This is a genomic window from [Haemophilus] ducreyi, from assembly GCF_900109315.1.
GTDB classification, from domain to species: domain Bacteria; phylum Pseudomonadota; class Gammaproteobacteria; order Enterobacterales; family Pasteurellaceae; genus Haemophilus_B; species Haemophilus_B ducreyi.
On the sequence record NZ_FOJC01000003.1, the window covers coordinates 18054 to 38598 of the forward strand.

22 protein-coding genes, 1 pseudogene and 1 riboswitch are annotated in these 20545 nt (G+C 37.2%); of the genes and pseudogenes, 17 read left to right on the forward strand and 6 right to left on the reverse strand.

All coding sequences use genetic code 11. The features are described 5' to 3' along the window. Window positions 1–90: 90 nt before the first annotated feature. Both rnt and gloA read right to left on the reverse strand, forming a co-directional pair. Entirely contained in the window at window positions 91–735 is a 645-nt protein-coding gene (rnt, locus tag BMX01_RS02325; RefSeq protein ID WP_064082702.1) for a ribonuclease T, read from the reverse strand. A 155-nt stretch (window positions 736–890) separates the two neighbouring features. Beyond that, entirely contained in the window at window positions 891–1298 is a 408-nt protein-coding gene (gene gloA, locus BMX01_RS02330) for a lactoylglutathione lyase (RefSeq protein WP_064082701.1), read from the reverse strand. 83 nt (window positions 1299–1381) lie between these two features. Between gloA and BMX01_RS02335 the strand changes: the two genes are divergently transcribed. The 3 genes from BMX01_RS02335 to BMX01_RS02345 are packed head-to-tail and all read left to right on the forward strand — an operon-like array spanning window position 1382 to window position 5171. Next, a complete protein-coding gene (locus BMX01_RS02335; RefSeq protein ID WP_064082700.1) occupies window positions 1382–2203 on the forward strand; it encodes a hypothetical protein in 822 nt (273 codons plus the stop codon). 6 nt (window positions 2204–2209) lie between these two features. Next, a complete protein-coding gene (locus tag BMX01_RS02340) occupies window positions 2210–4933 on the forward strand; it encodes a YdbH family protein (RefSeq protein WP_074647695.1) in 2724 nt (907 codons plus the stop codon). Further along, a complete protein-coding gene (locus tag BMX01_RS02345; RefSeq protein ID WP_064082698.1) occupies window positions 4926–5171 on the forward strand; it encodes a YnbE family lipoprotein in 246 nt (81 codons plus the stop codon). Before BMX01_RS02340 ends, BMX01_RS02345 begins: the two co-directional genes overlap by 8 nt. A 9-nt stretch (window positions 5172–5180) precedes the next feature. On the opposite strand, the gene folK is transcribed toward BMX01_RS02345, so the two are convergent. The 4 genes from folK to thiB all read right to left on the reverse strand — a co-directional run bounded on the left by folK (window position 5181) and on the right by thiB (window position 8976). Continuing rightward, a complete protein-coding gene (gene folK, locus BMX01_RS02350; RefSeq protein ID WP_064082697.1) occupies window positions 5181–5666 on the reverse strand; it encodes a 2-amino-4-hydroxy-6-hydroxymethyldihydropteridine diphosphokinase in 486 nt (161 codons plus the stop codon). A 64-nt stretch (window positions 5667–5730) separates the two neighbouring features. Next, window positions 5731–7302, reverse strand: a complete 1572-nt coding sequence (gene pcnB, locus BMX01_RS02355) for a polynucleotide adenylyltransferase PcnB (protein WP_412556279.1) — start codon at window positions 7300–7302, stop codon at window positions 5731–5733. A gap of 60 nt (window positions 7303–7362) precedes the next feature. Next, window positions 7363–7812, reverse strand: coding sequence for an RNA polymerase-binding protein DksA (dksA, locus tag BMX01_RS02360; RefSeq protein ID WP_010944586.1), 450 nt, complete (start codon window positions 7810–7812; stop codon window positions 7363–7365). Between the two features lie 195 nt (window positions 7813–8007). Then, window positions 8008–8976, reverse strand: a complete 969-nt coding sequence (gene thiB / locus BMX01_RS02365; protein WP_064082696.1) for a thiamine ABC transporter substrate binding subunit — start codon at window positions 8974–8976, stop codon at window positions 8008–8010. Between the two features lie 62 nt (window positions 8977–9038). After that, a riboswitch (TPP riboswitch) is annotated at window positions 9039–9131 on the reverse strand. A 279-nt stretch (window positions 9132–9410) separates the two neighbouring features. Between thiB and BMX01_RS02370 the strand changes: the two are divergent. The 14 genes and pseudogenes from BMX01_RS02370 (at window position 9411) to rapZ (ending at window position 20531) form a co-directional block, all read left to right on the forward strand. Next, a pseudogene (locus BMX01_RS02370) lies at window positions 9411–10397 on the forward strand (amidohydrolase family protein). Window positions 10398–10588: 191 nt separating this feature from the next. Next, entirely contained in the window at window positions 10589–12358 is a 1770-nt protein-coding gene (gene aspS / locus BMX01_RS02375; RefSeq protein WP_064082695.1) for an aspartate--tRNA ligase, read from the forward strand. A gap of 103 nt (window positions 12359–12461) precedes the next feature. After that, window positions 12462–12917, forward strand: coding sequence for a dihydroneopterin triphosphate diphosphatase (gene nudB, locus BMX01_RS02380; protein WP_064082694.1), 456 nt, complete (start codon window positions 12462–12464; stop codon window positions 12915–12917). An 81-nt stretch (window positions 12918–12998) separates the two neighbouring features. After that, on the forward strand, window positions 12999–13739 hold the full coding sequence (locus tag BMX01_RS02385; RefSeq protein ID WP_064082693.1) for a YebC/PmpR family DNA-binding transcriptional regulator: 741 nt from the start codon (window positions 12999–13001) through the stop codon (window positions 13737–13739). Between the two features lie 79 nt (window positions 13740–13818). Continuing rightward, entirely contained in the window at window positions 13819–14355 is a 537-nt protein-coding gene (locus BMX01_RS02390) for a hypothetical protein (RefSeq protein ID WP_064082692.1), read from the forward strand. 82 nt (window positions 14356–14437) lie between these two features. Then, window positions 14438–15016, forward strand: coding sequence for a crossover junction endodeoxyribonuclease RuvC (gene ruvC / locus BMX01_RS02395; RefSeq protein ID WP_064082691.1), 579 nt, complete (start codon window positions 14438–14440; stop codon window positions 15014–15016). Window positions 15017–15197: 181 nt separating this feature from the next. Continuing rightward, entirely contained in the window at window positions 15198–15782 is a 585-nt protein-coding gene (locus tag BMX01_RS02400; protein WP_064082690.1) for a LemA family protein, read from the forward strand. 69 nt (window positions 15783–15851) lie between these two features. After that, a complete protein-coding gene (locus BMX01_RS02405) occupies window positions 15852–16301 on the forward strand; it encodes a TPM domain-containing protein (protein ID WP_074647697.1) in 450 nt (149 codons plus the stop codon). Continuing rightward, window positions 16298–17068 (forward strand): TPM domain-containing protein, encoded by a 771-nt coding sequence (locus BMX01_RS02410; RefSeq protein WP_064082688.1) that lies wholly within the window; start codon window positions 16298–16300, stop codon window positions 17066–17068. The genes BMX01_RS02405 and BMX01_RS02410 overlap by 4 nt, the downstream gene beginning before the upstream one ends. 168 nt (window positions 17069–17236) lie before the next feature. Further along, window positions 17237–17818 carry an LPS export ABC transporter periplasmic protein LptC gene (gene lptC, locus BMX01_RS02415; protein WP_064082687.1) on the forward strand — a complete coding sequence of 194 codons (582 nt, stop codon included), beginning with the start codon at window positions 17237–17239 and terminating at the stop codon, window positions 17816–17818. Window positions 17819–17850: 32 nt separating this feature from the next. Beyond that, window positions 17851–18354, forward strand: a complete 504-nt coding sequence (lptA, locus tag BMX01_RS02420; protein ID WP_074647700.1) for a lipopolysaccharide transport periplasmic protein LptA — start codon at window positions 17851–17853, stop codon at window positions 18352–18354. An 8-nt stretch (window positions 18355–18362) separates the two neighbouring features. Continuing rightward, window positions 18363–19088 (forward strand): LPS export ABC transporter ATP-binding protein, encoded by a 726-nt coding sequence (gene lptB / locus BMX01_RS02425; protein WP_064082685.1) that lies wholly within the window; start codon window positions 18363–18365, stop codon window positions 19086–19088. A 32-nt stretch (window positions 19089–19120) separates the two neighbouring features. Continuing rightward, entirely contained in the window at window positions 19121–19645 is a 525-nt protein-coding gene (locus tag BMX01_RS02430) for a PTS sugar transporter subunit IIA (protein WP_064082684.1), read from the forward strand. Between the two features lie 19 nt (window positions 19646–19664). Next, the gene (gene rapZ / locus BMX01_RS02435) at window positions 19665–20531 is read left to right on the forward strand and encodes an RNase adapter RapZ (RefSeq protein ID WP_064082683.1); all 867 of its coding nucleotides are present in this window, start codon (window positions 19665–19667) and stop codon (window positions 20529–20531) included. Window positions 20532–20545 lie beyond the last annotated feature (14 nt).

Consider the following 20545-nt stretch of genomic DNA (forward strand, 5'->3'; position numbering starts at 1 on the left):
CTGATGGCTATTTCTCGTACAAGCGACCTGATTACAGCAAAAGTTTACATAACGTTGACCACTTAAATCTGGCTAGCCTACTTAAATAAACTATTTAGGATTCAGTAATGGAAAACCGCCTAAATCTTTCAGTCGATTTACCATTGCACAAAATAACTCAGTAGTTTTTTCTGTATCATATAATGCTGAATGTGCCTGTTTGCCATCAAATGCAATATTAGCAACTTGACAAGCCTTGAGCAAGACTGTTTGCCCGTACATTAAACCGGCTAAAGAGGCGGTATCAAACATAGCAAAGGGATGAAACGGATCACGCTTGGCATTAATCCGCTTGACTGCGGCTTGTAAAAACGCCTGATCAAAGGTGGCGTTATGTGCGACAATCACCGCTCGTTGGCAACCTTGCTCTTTAATAGCACGCCGTACCATTTTAAACATTTCGGGAATAGCAATAGCTTCTGCCACCGCACCTCGTAAAGGATTATGAATATCAATACCATTAAATTTCAGTGAGTCCGCATTAATATTGGCATTTTCAAAGGGTTGAATATGAAAATGACACTTTTGATCGGGAACTAGATATCCTTGCTGATCCATTTTAACGGTGATTGCTGCAAGCTCTAATAATGCATCTGTTTTTGCATTTAATCCTGCTGTTTCAACATCAATAATCACAGGCAAATAGCCACGAAAACGATGTTTTAATAAATTATGATCTGTTACTTGTTCTGTCATTGTTCCATTTTATATTATGATTTTTTACGATGCAAAGCGTACAACGCTAAATTTCAGCCAAACAAAATGATTAAATTTTCCTAACTTAGCGAAAAATCACAAAAATCCGACCGCTATGTATCTTGCTTACTCTTCAATTTATTAACTACCGTCACTTAATTACCTAACGCTGCCTGTGCATTTTTATTCTCGATAAACTCAATTTTATAGCCATCAGGGTCTTCGGCAAAAGCAATCACTGTTTTACCGCCTAATACCGGGCCCGGCTCACGCGTGATTTTACCGCCTGCTAACCGAACCGCTTCAACAGTGGTATAAATATTATCAATACCTAATGCAATATGCCCAAAAGCATTACCTAAATCGTAGTGATCTACTCCCCAGTTATACGTTAATTCAAGCACCGCATTTTCACTTTCATCGGCATAACCTAAAAAGGCTAAACTATACTTATATTGTTCATTCTCACTAGTCCGCAACAAACGCATACCCAATACTTCAGTATAAAATTTGATTGAACGTTCTAAATTCCCCACGCGCAACATAGTATGCAAAATTCGCATAATTAAATCCTCATTATAGTTAAAAAATTGTGCTTATTATGGCATAATTCTGCCTTAAAATCATTTTTCACGCTTCCTACTTTATGTCACACGATCATAGTTCTGAAACAAAATATGATATAGCCTGCTATGCATTGTTACCGATGCTCTTAATGCTATTTATTCAGATGTTACTCAACTACTATTTTGCTCCGGCAAATAGTATCTTCATTTCGCCTTATTTATTAGCCTTTTTCATAACTAACTTAATTGCGTTGTTCGTGTTATCACAAGGGCAAATCTGTCCTGGTCAAGCAGGGCGTTTATTGTTTGTCTTAAAATTTTTATCAGTATTCGCTTTCGGCAATCTAGCCTATTCACTTGCTTTTACACCTACACACAATCCTATGTTATTAGCTTGTGTTGCATCATTAATGTTGGTTATTTTTTATTGGTTCTTCTCTGCGCATGCAAAACCAAACGCAATGTTAATTTACAGTGCATTTGGCATAGTGGCTATTGGTGTTATTCAATACCTTATAATTTATTGGTTTGAACTTCCTTCATTATTTCATGGCATTCGCGCCAATAATTTCGCTCAATTATTACTGGGTATTTTACTCGCAGGCTGGTATTTAATGTTGTCGAGAAGTAATTTAGATATTTTCTTTAAATGCTTAATCCAGTTGGCATTGATCATATTAGTATTAAATTATGTTTGGGTAATTTTTGTGCTTTACCAACAATGGCAAATTATGCCTACAATATCATTATTGCCTTATTTAATTTACTTTTTGTCGCAGTTCATTATTTTTGCACTGCTTAGCTGGCTCTTAATTGGCAAGGCAGAAAAACAGGTCAAAAACCCTTTTGCTTGGACTTTAGCCGTGTTGCTTGCGATGCTTTATCCATTCACCAATGTGTAAAACCTAATGTTTAAACGAAGCCTATTTGTTATTGTTTTTTTCGCTTTATTTAGCATAAGCAGCCTAGCATTATTATCTAGCGTTCATTTTACGCGGGTAATTAATTGGCTATTGCCAACCAGTTGGCAATTAAATACGGTAAATAGCATTAATACCACCTTAAAAGGGGCTTCGCTTGATCAATTTTCACTATCCTATCAAGGTTGTCCATTGATTGCAGTGGATAAATTCGCTATCCATTGGCATAGTCAACGTCGTATTTCAATTGATAACGCAATGCTAGATTATGCCTGTTTTGCCAAAATTCCAAAGACCGCTAGCGAAAATAACACCCTCTCGCTCAACGCTATGCTGGCATTATTACCCGAAGGCGAAGCAGAGCTAAAATCACTTACTTGGCTAAATATTCCTGACAACATACCAACACGCCTCAAAGCGTTTTTTAGCCACGCTAGTTACGCAAAAGTTACTTTTTTTCAAGATAATTTAACCGCATTTATCCAACAACAAGCGCTCAAATTAGACGCTACATTAACCAACCATCATTTATCGGCTAAAGTGCATTATCAACCCCGTGAACAAGAACAACATAACTTGTCTTTTTCAAGTACGCTCGTCGACAATCTATTTGAGATTCCAACTGCATTTGAAGGACATTATCACTGGAGAATGCCAAAAGAAATAATTGAAAATGATACTATTCGAGAAGGTAAAACTACACTTCGTTGGACGAATGATCAACAACAAACACGTGTAGGAGAATGGTTATTCACGTCAGTTGCTGATCCAACCAATCAATTACAGTTTCCTTTTACTGTTGACCAACAAACGCTGGAAATTAAACAAGGCAAATTTTATCTAGATTGGTTAAGTGACTTTCCATTACAAGGTTTTATTAATGCAAGACTAACACCAAATAGCTTTACCCAAGCGGATTTTTATCCGATCAAAACTTATTTACGCGTCAGCTTACTTTCTCAGAGTAAAACGGCAGGAAAAGCCAATATTGTATTACAAAATAATGCGGGTGAATTGCATAAAGATAGCGTAAATCTACCGCTCCAAATTACCGGCAATATCAAATATAATGATATGGTATTATATAGTTCTTTACCCATTGATTTTAAAGGTAAATTTGACGATTTAACACTCAAATTTCAACCTAAATCATTGCTACGTTTAGTGGGTAAAGAACGCTTATTAACGATTAAAGAATTACGTTTTCCATTAGCGGGGATTCAGATCAATAAATATGGCATTAATGGCCGCTTGCAAGCCTTATTCAAAGGCGAAAGCCCGGACTTTGAAAATATTCACTTTCATCTAGATGGTATGGCACAGCATTTCAAAATGGGACAACTCGATTTTTTCAAAGATGCTGCGCTAGATCAGTCCGCCAAAGACCAATGGCATTGGAAGATTTGGGGATCGACTAAAATAAAAAACCTAGCTGACAGCCTAAAACTCAGCGGACGTGGTAATTGGCATAAAAATTTAGTGCAAATCAATGAATTGACCGGTTCGTTGGGCAAGATCTATCAAAAAGGCATCGCCATTCCCAACACAGAATTACGTTTACTTGAACCGATCAAGTTTGCCTACCAAAAATGGCATTTAGCCGGTAGGGTTCAAATTAAAGCACCTGAAATTAATTTCGATTATGGCGGCCAACTACTTAGCCCAACCGCCACTTTACAAGCCAATGGTGAAATAGAAAATTTAAACCTTAAAGGCGAAATTCGCGCAGATAAAATTGGCCCATTAAAATTATTTGCACGTCGAAAACTAACAGAACAAAGCAGTACTTTATTAGGTCGTTTATATTGGAAAGAACAGCCCGCTAATATTTTTCAATCACTATTTCCATTTAGACAAAATTGGTTAATTACCGCAGGCACTATTCGTGGTGAAACGGCTTTTAGTGTCAGTGCCGCCAATGGTTTAGTCACCGGAGGACATTTTGCTATTCGTAATGGCGCTATTTCAATGCCATATGGGGAAGCAAAAGGGCTTGAATTTAGCTTACCTTATCGCTTAAAAAACAATCAATTAGACTTTGGTTTAAAACAACCTATTAATTTAAAAATCGCTTATCTAAATGTTGGCTTACCGATTACAAATATTCGAGCAAAAGTCTTTGGACATTATCCTTATACGCCACAACAACCATTAAAATTAGAACAACTATCAATGAATTTATTAGATGGCGCTTTGAGGATAGAACATTTTGCCTTACCACAAACTAAAGTCGCTTATCTTCATTTATCACAAATTAATTTTGAACAAATTTTAGCTTTGCTTAAATATCAACAAATTGAGTTAAAAGGACGTGCTAATGCAACTTTTCCTTTTTGGATTGAAGGAAAACCTTGTTATGTATGTAATGGATCAATGGCGCAAGCGGTTAGTTCTAGGCTAAAAATTGCCCCTGAATTGATGCAAGCTATTTCACAGAGTAGTGGTTATTCTGAACGTTTATTAGCATATTTGCTACACGACACACGCATTACTGATTTAACTAGCAAGGTAAATATTAATTCTGAAGGCGAAATGGCATTACAAGCCAAGTTAAATATGCAATTAAATCAACAAGCACAGACGAAAATTAACTTTAACTACCATCATCAAGAAAATGTATTTAAACTATGGCGGACACTAAATGCTGGCACTTACGTTGAACAAAATTTTGAAAATTCAATTTATCAAAAACTGGATCGCACAAATGAATAAAATACTGTTATTAATGATTGCTTGCCTAAATATGACCGCTTGCACGCCAAAAATACAACTAGAAACACCTAAAGAAGGCATCACAATTAATATGAATGTGGTTGTTGACCATAAAATTGATGTGAAATTTGATGAGAAAGCGCGTGCAATTATCCATACCTCAGACAATAAGCAAGAACAGCTAGAAACTAAAATAGAGCAATTTCCTGCTAGCAAACAAAATAGAGCGGTTAATTAAGCATAATAGTTAATTTTCTGCCTGCGATAGGATCTGCATGGTATGATCTTTAAAAAGCGCATAAATATCCGCTAATTTTTCACCGCTTGGCAAGACTAACTGAGGCGCTAAATCATATAATGGCACAATCACAAATACCCTATTTTTCATTTCAATATGTGGCACAGTCAAACGATCGGTTTTGATCTGTTCATTCGCATAAAGCAAAATATCCAAATCTAAGGTTCGTTCTCCCCAACGGCGTAATCGAACACGCCCTTGCTGTTGTTCTATCGCTTGTAATTGATCTAACAACTGAAAAGCGGTCAAATTAATTTCCATTTTTGCGACTGCATTAACATAATCCGGCTGATCTTGTGGTCCTATTGGCTGACTACAATAAAAAGGACTCACTTCAAGATTTACGGCAAATTGTTGCAAAGAAGCGACCGCTTGCCTAAGCTGAATTAATGGATTATTCAGATTTGATCCTAACGCAATATAAACTGTCTTCATTTTCACTTAATCCACGACTTAACCCAATGCCATAACAACGCGCTTCATATCATTTTCAAATAAATTAACTTACGATAAGTGGCGTTTTCGTGACGTTTTTTTTCTTTCTAAATGTTTTACGACGCCGTTTTTTATGCTCAGTTTGCGGTAAATGGCGGACAGTTTTCAACATTTCAACCCGTTGGTGATCATTACTAAATTGAAACTCATGCCACCACGCCGATAATTCAACTAAATCCCCGCCCTCAATTTCTGCTCGCATCACTAATAAATCAAAGGCTGCGCGGAATTTAACATGTTCCAACGTCTGTAGAGGACGTTTACCGGTACGTTTTACAAACTGAAATTGTAATGCCCAAACCTCATGAATAACGGCAGTATGACGACGATGCAAGGCAATCGCTTTACAGCTCTCTGCCAAAATATCATTAGCCGCCAACATCATTGCATCATAATTATTCAAACCACCTTCATTTTTTAAAACATCCATCTTTTCACGTAGTGGATACCATAATAACGCAGCAAATAAAAAAGCAGGGTTAACATGCAAACGATCGCGAATTCTCTCATCTGTTGCTGTTAATGCTTTGCTCAACATCCGCTCTACTTGTGAATCATTCTGTGCGGTGAAAAAGGGGGTTAACACTGGGAATAACTGTTCAAATAGTCCATATTGACGCATTAATTGATAAGTTTTAAAACCTTGACCTGATTGCAATAACTTCAATGATTCATCAAATAAACGCGCGGCTGGAATATTTTTCAACAAAGACGCCAATTCATAAATAGGTGCATCGCTAGGCTTATCTAAGAACATATCCAATTTAGCCATAAATCGCACCGCGCGTAACATTCTTACCGGATCTTCTTGATAACGTGTCACCGGATTACCAATTAAGCGCAACTTAGCGTGTTTTAAATCATTAATGCCATCGAAAAAATCAAAAATTAACTGCCGTTTTGAATCATAGTAAAGTGCATTTACAGTAAAATCACGCCGTTCTGCATCATCGCTTAATGAGCCATACACGTTATCACGTAATAACATTCCTTGATCACTGATTTTAGAGATCTTATCGCTCGCAGTGATACTGTGATCAGCGCGAAAAGTAGCAACCTCATATATTTCTCGACCAAACACAATATGCGCTAAACGAAAACGACGCCCAATTAAACGACATTGTCGCCCAAAGATTTTCTGAATTTCTTCAGGTTTAGCATTAGTGGCAATATCCACATCTTTTGCTTTATGGCCTAACAATAAATCACGGATACACCCACCCACTAGATAAGCCTCATAACCGGCTTTGTCTAACTTCTCTACAATAGCTAAGGCGTTTTTCGGGAAATCTTTCGGATAGATTTGATAATGGTTAGCACTTACGGTGAATTTTTTATGTAACTGATGGGCAACCGTTAATTCTGATTGTTTTTTATTTTGCTTTATTAAGGCTTCACTGCCTTTAGATTTTGTTGGTTTAGCTCGCCATTTACCCGCTTTATTGCTAGTTACTAAACCCATATCAGCCATTTCTGGCGTTACAAGCGGTTGTTTTTTAGCTTTTTTTTGTCGTGAAAATAACGACTTAATGTAGTTAAAAATAATCCACCTCGTCCTGAATAATGAAAAAATCACAATCAATAGTTAAAAATAATGGACAATTATTCATTGTCCATTCCTATGTACCTATACTAACTAAAGCCCCATTTGTTTCTCGCGGATTTCAGCTAATGTTTTACAGTCAATACACATATCCGCAGTCGGACGAGCTTCTAAACGGCGTAAACCAATTTCTACACCACAAGTTTGGCAATAACCATAATCATCTTCAGAAATGCTGTTTAACGTCTGCTCAATTTTTTTAAGTAGCTTACGTTCACGATCACGGTTTCTTAACTCAAGGTTAAATTCTTCTTCTTGGGTAGCACGATCAGCAGGATCAGCAAAATTCGCCACTTCTTCCTGCATTTGATTTTTAGTACGCTCAGCTTCTTCCATAATTTGCACGTGCCATGCACGTAAAATTTTACGAAAATGCTCTTTTTGAGCATCATTCATATATTCTTCATCTTTCTTAGGTTGATAAGGCGTCACGCCAGCTAAAGCTAATAAACCTAGTGAAGTGGTAGTTGCCACTTGAACCATAATTGCACTCCTTGTTGGATAAGTCAGCCTGATTTTGAATATAACTTATAAAAGTTGAGACCGTTCAAAAGGGCGTATAGATATCAAATGTTAACCTTTTTGGCAAACATAATTTGCAAAAATGATGAAAATTGTTATCGCTTATAGCTGAAAAACGGCTAAAAATTCTATTAGCCGTAAAAATAGTATCGTTATTTAATTCCAACTTTTTGCCCACGTAGCGATCCACTGCTTCACTACGTTAGATTCGGGTTGTTCAAAAGCAAGTGTTTTATACGTTGGTAATCGGACAAATGCTGGATCCACTTCCGTAGTGATGACAGGTTTCATTACATTATGATACGCAATAATCTTTTGGGCTTCTGGATGATGTAAAAAGGTTAAAAATGCCTTAGCTAAAGCAGGCTGTTTACTTGTTTTTAAAATAGCCGCCACTTCCGTTTGCACTAAATGGCCTTCTTCAAATTCAGCAGCCACATATTTATCGGTTTGCTCGTGCCAATAATGGTATAAAGGCGAAGTGGTATAACTTAAAACCAAATCTGACTCGCCTTTTAAGAAAGCACCATAAGTTTCTGACCACCCCTTGCCAACGGTAACCGTATGTTTAGCTAATGTCTTCCAAGCTTGCTCCGCATTGCCTGCATAAACAGTATTTAACCAAAATAACAAGCCTCTGCCGACAGTACTTGTCCGTGGATCTTGATAAATCACTTTTAAATCTTGACGTTCGACTAGCTCTTTAAGTGATTTAGGCGGATTAGTTATCTTCTCTTTATTATAAATAAAAGCATATTCACTGTAATCATATGGAAAAAATGTATTGTCTTGCCATTTAATTTGATCTATTGACAAATTATGCACAGCAAATAAGCCTGATTTAACCGCTTCAGGCATTGTGAAATTATCAATGCCTAACATTATATCCGCTTTTGTTTTTTTACCTTCTAAACGAATGCGGTTCAACATAGTAATACCGTCTTCAAACGGTATAAATTTCACATCGCAATCGCATACTTTTTCAAATTTTTCCTCTAATTTGGGCGCGGCCCCCCAATCGGAAGCAAAAGAATCATAGGTATAAACCGTTAAAAGTGGTTTTTGAGCAAATAGACTGCCACTGAAGATCACCGCAGAAAATGCTATAAGTTTGGTAAATTTCATATAAAAAGTCCTTCTAACAAAACATAACCTAGAAGGATTTGAGCGGTAAAATTCCTAGTTGTAGTAGAAATGGCCTCAAATCCCTACGCTGATACGAATCAGATCAGGTTCTATGGGTATTTCTCAGCTTATTTTCAGCACCCCAATGAGAACAATGTATTCTAAGCCAGTAAGAAATAGAATGCAAACATAGCACAGGCAAAGGTTTGCCTTATCTGAAATTAATTGCTATACTATATTTCTAGTGCTAATAAGAGGACTAGAAAATTCATATGCAATACCTTACAACTTATTTAAACAGTTATTTAAGCCAAACATCATTTAATATATGGTATTTGGTCTTTTTTTTGGCATTATTAAATTATTGAAAGATCTCATTTTAATGAGATCTTTTTTTTTAGCAAAAATTTAGTCATACAAGAGGAATAGATAAAATGAGCCAACTAATTCGTACGCTTAAAGGCCATATTCGTGATGAAATTATCAAAAAAGGTGACTGGGTAAATGCACATGGTCACGCTGATCGTGCCTTTACCATGACGCCCGAAAAAATCACCATTTACCAAAATGCAAACTTACAACAAAAATGGGATTTAGTGGATGAAGTCAAACGTACCTCAAGTATAGACGACTATTATCGCCGTTTTAGCCAAGCGATTGAATTAATGATTTCTCAAGGCGTTACTGCGTTTGGTACTTTTGTCGATATTGATGCTGTGTGTGAAGATCGAGCCATTATCGCCGCCCATAAAGCGCGAGAATTGTATCAAAGTGATATCAACTTAAAATTTGCCAACCAAACCTTAAAAGGTGTGATTGAACCCACTGCTAAAAAATGGTTTGATATTGGTTCACAAATGGTTGATATAATTGGTGGCTTGCCTTACCGTGATGAATTAGATCACGGACAAAGTTTATAAGCGATGGAAATTTTACTGGATACCGCAAAATCACTTGGCAAAATGTTACATGTACACGTTGATCAATTTAATAGTGATAAAGAAAAAGAAACAGAGCAATTATGTGATAAAACCATTGAATTCGGTATGCAAGGTCAAGTTGTTGCCATTCATGGTATATCTATCGAAGCCCATCCAAAACCATATCGTCAACAACTTTACCAGAAAATGCGCGATGCACAAATGATGGTGATTGCTTGCCCGATGGCTTGGATTGATAGCGGCCGTAAAGAAGATCTACAACCCTTTCACAATGCATTAACACCCGCTGATGAATTAATCCCAGAAGGGATTACCGTGGCAATTGGCACAGATAATATTTGTGATTATATGGTGCCATTATGTGAAGGTGATATGTGGCAAGAACTGAGTCTACTTTCTGCCGGTTGTCGTTTTACTAATTTAGAAGAAATGGCAAATATTGCCTCAATTAATGGCCGAAAAGTATTAGGCATTCGCTAACCCCCTCCTACCAAATTAAGCGAATACACCGACAATTCATATAAGCGGTCAGTTTTACAAAAAAATTAGTAAAACTGACCGCCTGTTTTTATGGCAAAATCCAACTTTAAGCAATTTTCTGCTATAATCGCCCAAATTTTTCCTCATTATTTTGTGAGGATAACTGTTATTAAAATTTAAAGGATATTTTTATGATGCGTTCTCATTATTGCGGTACGTTAAACCGCTCTCACGTTGGACAAGCTGTTACATTAAGCGGTTGGGTTCACCGTATCCGTAACCTTGGCCGTTTTATTTTTATGCAAATCCGTGATCGTGAAGGAATCATACAAGTTTTTTTTGATGAAAAAGATGACACTCTCTTTAAAGTGGCTTCTCAATTACGCACCGAAGCTTGTGTCCAAATTCAAGGTCAAGTTATTGCCCGTGATGAAGCGAAAATCAATCCAGAAATGGCTACTGGTGAGATTGAAGTTCTAGTGCAAAATGTATTGGTTTATAACAATGCTGAAGCACTACCGCTCGATTTCAATCAAAATAATACCGAAGAACAACGCTTAAAATACCGCTATTTAGATTTACGTCGCCATAAAATGGCAGAAAATCTCAAAACACGCGCCAAAATTACTAGTTTTGTGCGTCGTTATATGGATGAACACGGCTTTCTAGATATTGAAACGCCCATGTTAACTAAAGCAACGCCTGAAGGCGCACGTGATTATTTAGTGCCAAGCCGTGTTCATAAAGGCAAATTTTATGCATTACCACAATCACCGCAACTATTTAAACAATTACTAATGATGTCCGGTTTTGACCGCTATTATCAAATCGTCAAATGCTTCCGTGATGAAGATCTACGCGCAGACCGCCAGCCAGAATTTACACAAATTGATGTAGAAACCTCTTTCTTAACCGCTGAGGAAGTCCGTGCCTTAATGGAAAATATGATCCACGGTTTATGGTTAGATCGACTAAATGTCGATTTGGGTAAATTCCCGATCATGAGCTGGCAAGAAGCGATGCAACGTTTTGGTTCAGATAAACCTGATTTACGTAATCCTATTGAATTAGTGGATATCGCCGACATCGTTAAAAATGTTGAATTTAACGTCTTTAATGAACCCGCAAATGCCGTTGATGGGCGAGTAACGGTTTTACGCGTACCAAATGGTGCAACCTTAACGCGTAAACAAATTGATGAATATACACAATTTGTAGCGATTTATGGCGCTAAAGGCTTAGCTTGGGCAAAAATTAATGATATCAACGCAGGAATGGACAGTATCCAAAGCCCTGTGGCTAAATTCTTAAATGCAGAGATTTTCAATGCATTAATTGAACGCACTGCTGCCCAAAGCGGTGATATCCTTTTCTTTGGCGCAGATAAATGGCAAGTAGTGACCGATGCAATGGGCGCCTTACGCCTAAAAATTGGTCGAGACTTAGCATTAACTGATCAAACCGCTTGGAAACCATTATGGGTTATTGATTTCCCAATGTTTGAGCGAGATGATGAAGGCAATTTATCTGCAATGCATCATCCATTTACTGCACCCAAAGATCTTTCACCTGACCAATTAGCAGCCGATCCAATCAAAGCGGTTGCTAATGCCTATGATATGGTTATCAACGGCTATGAAGTCGGTGGTGGTTCAGTTCGTATTTTCGATCCTAAAATGCAACAAACTGTCTTCAATATTTTAGGTATTAATGAACAAGATCAGCAGGAAAAATTTGGATTCTTATTAGATGCACTTAAATTTGGTACACCTCCACATGCTGGCTTAGCTTTTGGTTTAGACCGTTTAACGATGTTGATCACAGGTACAGAAAACATTCGTGATGTCATTGCATTTCCAAAAACTACAGCAGCCGCTTGTTTAATGACCGAAGCACCAAGCTATGCAAATCCACAAGTATTACAAGAATTAGCTATCCAGACCACGATTGAAACTGAATAACAGCCTCAAAATTGCCCCACACTATTGGGGCATTTTGTAATATTTAAAAAACCGGTCTTTTTTATTAAAATGATTACAACAATAATGAGAGTTTTTGCTAAAAATGCTCACTACCCCATACAAAAATCCAAATTCTGTATTAATTGTTATTTATGCACAAAATACTAAGCGAATTTTAATGCTACAACGCAAAGATGATCCGAGTTTTTGGCAATCAGTAACAGGTTCATTAGAACAGCAAGAATCTGCCTTAGAAGCAGCAAAACGGGAAGTTTTGGAAGAAGTTGGCATTGATATTATCCAGCAAAAACTAACGATTTATGATTGTCAAAAATCAGTAAAATTTGAGATTTTTCCACATTTCCGCTATAAATATGCGCCGAATGTGACACATTGTTGTGAACATTGGTTTTTATTAGCATTACCCAATGAACAAACACCAACATTAACCGAACATTTAACGTTTAAATGGCTTTCTGCTGATGAAGCAATTCATCTAACGAAATCCCCCAATAATGCGGCAGCGATTGCAAAATATTTGCTTAACCAGGCCGCTTAAATTAAACGTAGAAAATTGTGCTAACGAATGCAGACACTATTTTCTACAGCAGATTGAAACAAAAAAATAAAGGAAATTACAATGGCAGGTCATAGTAAGTGGGCTAACATCAAACACCGTAAAGCAACACAAGATGCACAACGCGGTAAAATTTTTACTAAATTAATTCGTGAATTAGTTACTGCAGCCAAAATCGGAGGGGGTGATGTTGCAGCAAACCCACGGTTACGTTCAGCAGTAGATAAAGCATTATCAAGCAATATGACACGGGACACCATCAATCGTGCTATTGAGCGTGGTGTTGGCGGTGGTGACGATACCAATATGGAAACTAAAATCTATGAAGGCTATGGACCAGGTGGTACTGCCGTGATGGTTGAATGTTTAAGTGATAATGCTAATCGCACTATTTCACAAGTCCGCCCTAGCTTTACCAAATGTGGTGGCAATCTAGGTACAGAAGGCTCAGTAGGTTACTTATTCAGTAAAAAAGGCTTAATTTTAATCGCAAACGCTGATGAAGATGCCTTAACAGAAGCGGCAATAGAAGCCGGTGCAGATGATATTCAAGCACAAGAAGACGGTTCATTTGAAATTTACACCGCATGGGAAGATTTAGGTTCAGTCAGAGATGGAATTGAAGCCGCCGGTTTCAACATTCAAGAAGCTGAAGTAACAATGATTCCGTCTACAACCGTTGATTTATATGCAGAAACCGCACCGAAACTATTAAAATTAATCGATATGTTAGAAGATTGTGACGATGTCCAGAATGTTTATCATAATGGTGAAATCAGCGATGAAGTAGCCGCATTACTTTAAGTCGTTTTTATCATTATTCTGTGATAGCATTACCTCGCCAATTTGGCATTTATCTACACACATATAAGTAGGAGATAATATGAAATTAGTCAAATTTGTTCCAGCTTTACTTTCAGGGCTTGTATTGACCGCTTGCGCATCAAATGATATGACCTCAGCCAAAATGATGGCTCATAATGAACAAATGCAGATGATAGAACAACAAGCAATACAAATGATGGAACCGGTAATGGCAGAAACAATGGCTGCAATTCCACGGGTAAATGTTGAAAAAATTACTGACGGTTCTAAAGTCGTGGTTTACACTTGCCAAAACAACAAAATGATTACGGCACGTTATGCGTTCCAAGGCAATAATCCAAAAGCCGTTAACTTAGTATTGAGCCAAGGTAAACATACTAAACAAATCAATGGGTTGAGTCGTGATGAAAACAACCACGATTTTACTTCTTTCAAATCAGATAAATATGTTTGGAATGTAGAAAATGGCTTCAACTTAGAAAATGCAGCGACTAAAGTAGGTGGCATGCTAACCGAAAAAGGCGCAGAATCTGATGCAATCTTAGCGAAACTTTGTGATGTAGAAACTACTGCAACAAAGCAAGCCAATAAATAATTTAAGTTAATGACAAGCGGGCGGATCAGCAAATAAATCAGCTAATTCGCTCGCTTATTTTTAGTATAATAACGCAAATAGTATGCCGATTATTTTAGGAATTGATCCCGGCTCACGCATAACGGGCTACGGTATTATCCACCAACAAGGTCGTCAATTAGAATATTTAGGCAGTGGTGCTATTCGCATCAATGCTAGTGATCTACCTAGTCGTTTAAAACATATTTATGCTGGCGTAACCGAAATTATTACGCAATTTCAGCCTGATATGTTTGCTATTGAACAAGTTTTTATGGCAAAAAATGCGGATTCTGCATTAAAACTAGGGCAAGCTAGAGGCACAGCAATTGTAGCAGCGGTTAATCATGACTTACCCGTTTTCGAATATGCTGCAAGATTAGTTAAACAAACCGTGACCGGCATAGGCTCAGCAGATAAACTGCAAGTGCAAGATATGGTAACACGAATGCTACAATTATCCGCTAAACCTCAAGTTGATGCGGCTGATGCACTAGCAATTGCCATCACACACGCCCATTCTATCCAACATTCATTAATTGTCGCTCAACAAAACAACCCTTCCATTACAACACACAAAGAACAAATTCTTGCCTTAATGAAAACACGCTATAGCCGAGGAAGATTTAGATTAAAAGGCTAATGAATCAAGATTACTGTCAACTTTGTCAAACAAATTTCAAAATAAATAACCAACAGTCAAAAAATAATTTATCATCAACGGTAATCAAATTACTGCAAAACTGTGTAAGTTTATTAGAAAAACAGCGCGCTTGTAGTTAAAATTCAACTAATTCTTAACGTAATATAAGGTTACTCAATCTATGAAAAAAACTGTCAGGATCTTAATTATAGCAATCTTTGGATTAGGCGCTTTTTCTTTAACCAAATACAATACTTTAGTGCACGCTGAAGAAGAAATTAATTCTGTTTGGGGTAATGTTGAATCCGCTTACCAACGCCGTGCTGATTTAATTCCTAATCTAGTTAACACGGTCAAAGGACAAGCCAATTTTGAGAAAGAAACACTGACTTCAGTAATTGAAGCACGTGCTAAAGCCACTTCAGTAACCATTGATCCTAATAATGCCACCGAAGAAGAAATGGCGAGATTTCAATCCGCGCAACAAAATGTCAATTCTGCTTTATCACGCTTATTAGTCTCAGTTGAAAAATACCCTGAATTGAAAGCTCACGAAGGCTTCTTGAATTTACAAGCTCAATTAGAAGGCACTGAAAATCGCATTAATGTTGAACGGAATAATTTTAATGCTGCCGTCAAAGAATACAATAAGCAAGTGCGTGAATTTCCGACTAAAATCCCAGCAATGCTGATGGGATTCACAACAAAACCACAATTTAAAGCTGAAGCGGGTTCAAATCAGGCACCAACAGTAAATTTTAATTAATCCATCAATAGATAATGTGTTAAAACACATTATCTATTTTCATTTAATCTGACTCATTTAACGACCACTATGCAACACATTCCTTTCCTGACAAATAAACTGCCCATAGATACACAAAAAATTGAACAAGCCATTGCTGAGCTAGAACAACAAACGACGGCTGAATTACGTGTTGTTGTAGAACGTAAAGCAAAAGGCAAACGAAATGCAATAATGCGCGCTAATCAATTATTTGATGAATTAAATATGCGGGCTACTGCCGCACGAAATGGTGTACTTATTTACCTTTCTTTTAAGCCTCATCATTTGGCAATTGTCGGCGATCACGCTATTCACGAAAAAGTCGGGCAGGTTTTTTGGCAATCGATTTATGATCAAATGAAATTAGCTTGTCAGCAGACTCATTATACACAAGCAATTTGTCATGGTATTCAACAAGTTAGCATTCAACTTGCTAAATATTTTCCTCATCAACCTGGCGATATTAATGAACTCGACAATGAGGTAGTAATTAAATGATAAAATTAATCTATAAACCACTTTGGCTGATACTCCTCATCTTTTTCAGCTTCAAAGCGATTGCCGAAGATCACTATCCTACTGCGCCATCACCATTCTATTATGTTTCAGATTACACAAAGACATTAAACCAACAAGAATGGCGAACATTGGAAGATGCTTTGATTAATAATCGTTCAAAAACCAGCTCTCAGATTATTGTGGTGATGATACCATCTACTGATGGTGAAGAAATTGCCCGCTATGCGCATAACCTATTTAATAAGTGGGGAATTGGCCGTATCAAACATAATGAAAATAATGGCGTGCTATTATTAATTGCAAAAAATGATCGTAAATTATTTATTGCAACAGGGCGGGGATTAGAAAGTGCACTACCAGATGCAATCGCCGCAACAATCATACGGCATCACATTACACCATATTTTAAACAAAATTTATATGCTGAGGGTATTGCAAGTGGACTGTCGGCAATTATGGCAGCGATCAACGGGGAATTTGCCGCTTACGATGAATATCAATCAAGTAATAATCAAACACTAGACGGATTCTTCTTTTTTCTTTTTGCGGCATTTGTTATCTTTATGATGTTCCGTCCAACACGCAATAGCCAATATATTAGTCGTAGCAACACTGAACCATTTCAGCAAATATTACGCCATTCTCGCTATCATCACGACACTAGTAGAGACTTATACCGCGGTGGTAGTGGTGATAGTTTTGGTGGAGGATCTTCCGGCGGCGGGGGCGCGGGTGGTAGTTGGTAAGTTAACGTAAAATTAAGCACAAATCCAACTGCTTAATAAAATTTACGCATAGTAATAAACCATTTTTAACCGTGCTAACTGTGCATAAGCAATTGCTTGCCGCCTGCTATATCCGTCAGCAAAATTATGCTATGATGATATCTAGTATTTATTCTATTTTTATTTTTTATGCAAATTCGCCTTACTTTTATTCTGCTAATTATCGTTGCAATACTAGGTGGTTGGTATATGAATCAGCATAAACCAACAGACTACAGCTTAACTCAACTAATAAAAAAAGAAGGAACACCTGATTATAGCGGTCGTAATATCAGCACCATGATTTATGATGTCAATGGCCAACCCCAATATTTTGCTAAAGCGACTGAAATCAAGCGCTATGAAGCCACACAGCATACAGAATTTATCAACCCTTTCATCAACTTATATGATACACAAACTCGGGCAAAACAATGGAATATTAGTGCTGAACAAGCAGAGATTACTCACGAAAAAATGTTACATTTAGTCGGCAACGTCAAGCTAAAAGCATTAGAAAATAATGCCCAGCTACAAAAAATTGTAACCGATAAACTCACGATTGATTTAAATACACAAGATGTTTTTACTGATAGCAAAGTGACCTCTATTGGGGCTAGATTTTCCTCAAGCGGTATAGGTTTAAAAGGTAATTTAAAACAGCAAGTAGCCACTCTTATTAAAGACGTTAAAACACATATTGAACCAACTGTTATTCAACAGTCTAAATAAGAATAACGCATTTCATTTCTTAAGGATATACGATGAAATCCCTATCAAAATCTGTTGTGCTTGCCACTTTGTTCAGTTTTTCCCTTTCTGCATATGCATTGAAAAGCGATGCAGAAAAACAGATTAATATTGATGCTGGCAGCCAGTCTCTGGATATAAATACCAATACTGTCATATTTAGTAATAATGTGATTATTACACAAGGTTCGATAAAAGTGACCGCTAATAAAGTAAAAATCACACGCCAAACAGGTAAAAAAGAAACGTTAGATGCAACAGGCTCACCTGTAACATTTCAACAAACCTTGGATAATGGCAAACCAGTAAAAGGTAAAGGGAACACCGTACATTATGACTTAAATTCAGAATTTTTAACCTTAACTGGCAATGCTGAATTAAAACAGCAAGGAAGTTTTATACAAGCGGATAAAATCACTTATGATGTAAAAAAACAAAAACTTACTGCCGGAAGCGGTAATAATTCACGCGTGAAAACGATCCTCATTCCAACAGAGTTAAATCAACAGAAACAATAGGTGAAAAAATGCCAACGCTTTATGCAGAACATTTGGCCAAAAGCTATAAAAATCGCCAAGTAGTAAAAGATGTTAGCCTGAATGTTAAAGCAGGAGAAATTGTCGGATTACTCGGTCCAAACGGCGCAGGTAAAACTACCACATTTTATATGGTGGTAGGCCTTGTCCGCCACGATCAAGGCAAAATACGTATTGACGATCAAGATATTAGTGTATTACCTATGCACGATCGTGCAAAATATGGTATTGGTTATTTACCACAAGAAGCCTCTATCTTTCATCGTTTGAGCGTATATGATAACTTAATGGCGGTACTCCAAGTACGAAAAGACTTAAATAATCAACAACGTAAAGATCGTGCGGAAGAACTCATTAGCGAATTTCATATTGAACACATTCGTGATAATTTAGGGCAAGCATTATCAGGTGGTGAACGACGCCGTGTTGAAATAGCACGAGCGCTTGCCGCCAATCCACAATTTATTTTGCTAGACGAACCTTTTGCAGGCGTTGACCCGATTTCTGTAATTGATATAAAAAAAATCATTGTGCATTTAAAACAACGTGGATTAGGCGTATTAATTACCGATCATAATGTTCGAGAAACATTGAATGTCTGCCAACATGCTTATATTGTTGGCAGTGGTCAAATGATTGCTAATGGCACTCCCGAACAAATTCTAAATAACCCTGATGTAAAACGCGTCTATTTGGGCGATGAGTTTAAACTTTAAGCCTTACAAAATTTAGCGCATTCAAGCACAAAATGATGAAATTAACTGAATTTCTAACCAAAGAAAATATCCGTCAAGGCGTAATTGTTTCAAGCAAAAAGAGAGCCTTAGAACTTATTGGTAAAATAGTGGCGGATTCATTAAATAATACACCGGATGGTTCAACAGCCGAAAATATTTGTGCAATCGAATGTTTTAGCCATCTGTTTAAACGAGAAAAATTAGGCTCAACCAGTATTAATGGCGGCATTGCATTACCACACGCTAAATTACCCGCTTCAACCGATTCAATGTTAACATCCACAACACCTATTAGCGTCTTTCTACAACTTGAAAACGGTATTGACTATGAAGCAAGCGATAATAAAGAAGTTGATCTGATTTACGCTATTATGTTGCCATCAGATTGTTGTGATAAATACAAAGATGACCTGCCAGCTCTCGCTGAAAAATTGAGTGATAAATCACTGGCAAAACAATTGCGCGCAGCAACGTCTAGCGAAGAAATTTGGCAATACTTGGAATATGCAGATCATCAAATTGAACCAAATGAATAATGTAATATAGCGAGGATCTATGGAATTAGTGATTATCAGCGGTCGTTCAGGCTCAGGCAAATCGGTTGCCTTACGAGCTCTAGAAGATGTTGGCTATTATTGTGTTGATAATCTACCTTTTCCACTGATTGCTGAATTAGCTTCGTTTCTATTAGCTTCTGACTGCTCAGCAGTGGTAAGCCTAGATATTCGAAACTTCCCCGAAAATCTAACAAGAATTGATGAATTACTTCATCAACTGTCACAACTAACCATTAACACTAAAATGATTTTTTTAGATTGTGAAAGTGCTACTTTAATTCGCCGTTATAGTGATTCTCGCCGTCTACATCCTCTTTCAAACCAAGATCTTTCCTTAGCCAGTGCTATTGAGCTAGAAAATACCTTACTTGATCCACTACGCCAACAAGCGGATTACCTAATTGACACGACGCATAGTTCACCTTACGAATTAGCGGCTAATTTACGCCATATTTTACGAGGTTCAACGGAGAAAGAACTTAATATTGTGTTTGAATCCTTCGGCTTTAAATATGGATTATCTGCCGATGCTGATTACGTATTTGATGTGCGCTTCTTGCCAAATCCTCATTGGCACGCTGAATTAAGGGCGATGACGGGATTAGAACAACCGGTCATTGACTTTCTTGAACGCCAAACTGAAGTACACAATTTTATCTACCAAACACGCAATTATTTAGAAACTTGGCTGCCAATGTTAGAAAAAAATAACCGAAGCTACTTAACCATCGCATTCGGTTGTACGGGTGGAAAACATCGCTCCGTCTTTATCACTGAACAATTAGCAAAATACTTTCAAAGCCGTGGCAAAAATGTCAAAATCCGCCACCGTAGCCTTGAAAAAGATCATAAAAAACTTAACTAATACACATTTTCTTA

Coding starts and splice junctions, on each gene's coding strand:
- rnt (WP_064082702.1), bottom strand. CDS start 735: ATGACAGAACAAGTAACAGATCATAATTTATTAAAACATCGTTTTCGT.
- gloA (WP_064082701.1), bottom strand. CDS start 1,298: ATGCGAATTTTGCATACTATGTTGCGCGTGGGGAATTTAGAACGTTCA.
- BMX01_RS02335 (WP_064082700.1), top strand. CDS start 1,382: ATGTCACACGATCATAGTTCTGAAACAAAATATGATATAGCCTGCTAT.
- BMX01_RS02340 (WP_074647695.1), top strand. CDS start 2,210: ATGTTTAAACGAAGCCTATTTGTTATTGTTTTTTTCGCTTTATTTAGC.
- BMX01_RS02345 (WP_064082698.1), top strand. CDS start 4,926: ATGAATAAAATACTGTTATTAATGATTGCTTGCCTAAATATGACCGCT.
- folK (WP_064082697.1), bottom strand. CDS start 5,666: ATGAAGACAGTTTATATTGCGTTAGGATCAAATCTGAATAATCCATTA.
- dksA (WP_010944586.1), bottom strand. CDS start 7,812: ATGGTTCAAGTGGCAACTACCACTTCACTAGGTTTATTAGCTTTAGCT.
- thiB (WP_064082696.1), bottom strand. CDS start 8,976: ATGAAATTTACCAAACTTATAGCATTTTCTGCGGTGATCTTCAGTGGC.
- aspS (WP_064082695.1), top strand. CDS start 10,589: ATGATGCGTTCTCATTATTGCGGTACGTTAAACCGCTCTCACGTTGGA.
- nudB (WP_064082694.1), top strand. CDS start 12,462: ATGCTCACTACCCCATACAAAAATCCAAATTCTGTATTAATTGTTATT.
- BMX01_RS02385 (WP_064082693.1), top strand. CDS start 12,999: ATGGCAGGTCATAGTAAGTGGGCTAACATCAAACACCGTAAAGCAACA.
- BMX01_RS02390 (WP_064082692.1), top strand. CDS start 13,819: ATGAAATTAGTCAAATTTGTTCCAGCTTTACTTTCAGGGCTTGTATTG.
- ruvC (WP_064082691.1), top strand. CDS start 14,438: ATGCCGATTATTTTAGGAATTGATCCCGGCTCACGCATAACGGGCTAC.
- BMX01_RS02400 (WP_064082690.1), top strand. CDS start 15,198: ATGAAAAAAACTGTCAGGATCTTAATTATAGCAATCTTTGGATTAGGC.
- BMX01_RS02405 (WP_074647697.1), top strand. CDS start 15,852: ATGCAACACATTCCTTTCCTGACAAATAAACTGCCCATAGATACACAA.
- BMX01_RS02410 (WP_064082688.1), top strand. CDS start 16,298: ATGATAAAATTAATCTATAAACCACTTTGGCTGATACTCCTCATCTTT.
- lptC (WP_064082687.1), top strand. CDS start 17,237: ATGCAAATTCGCCTTACTTTTATTCTGCTAATTATCGTTGCAATACTA.
- lptA (WP_074647700.1), top strand. CDS start 17,851: ATGAAATCCCTATCAAAATCTGTTGTGCTTGCCACTTTGTTCAGTTTT.
- lptB (WP_064082685.1), top strand. CDS start 18,363: ATGCCAACGCTTTATGCAGAACATTTGGCCAAAAGCTATAAAAATCGC.
- BMX01_RS02430 (WP_064082684.1), top strand. CDS start 19,121: ATGATGAAATTAACTGAATTTCTAACCAAAGAAAATATCCGTCAAGGC.
- rapZ (WP_064082683.1), top strand. CDS start 19,665: ATGGAATTAGTGATTATCAGCGGTCGTTCAGGCTCAGGCAAATCGGTT.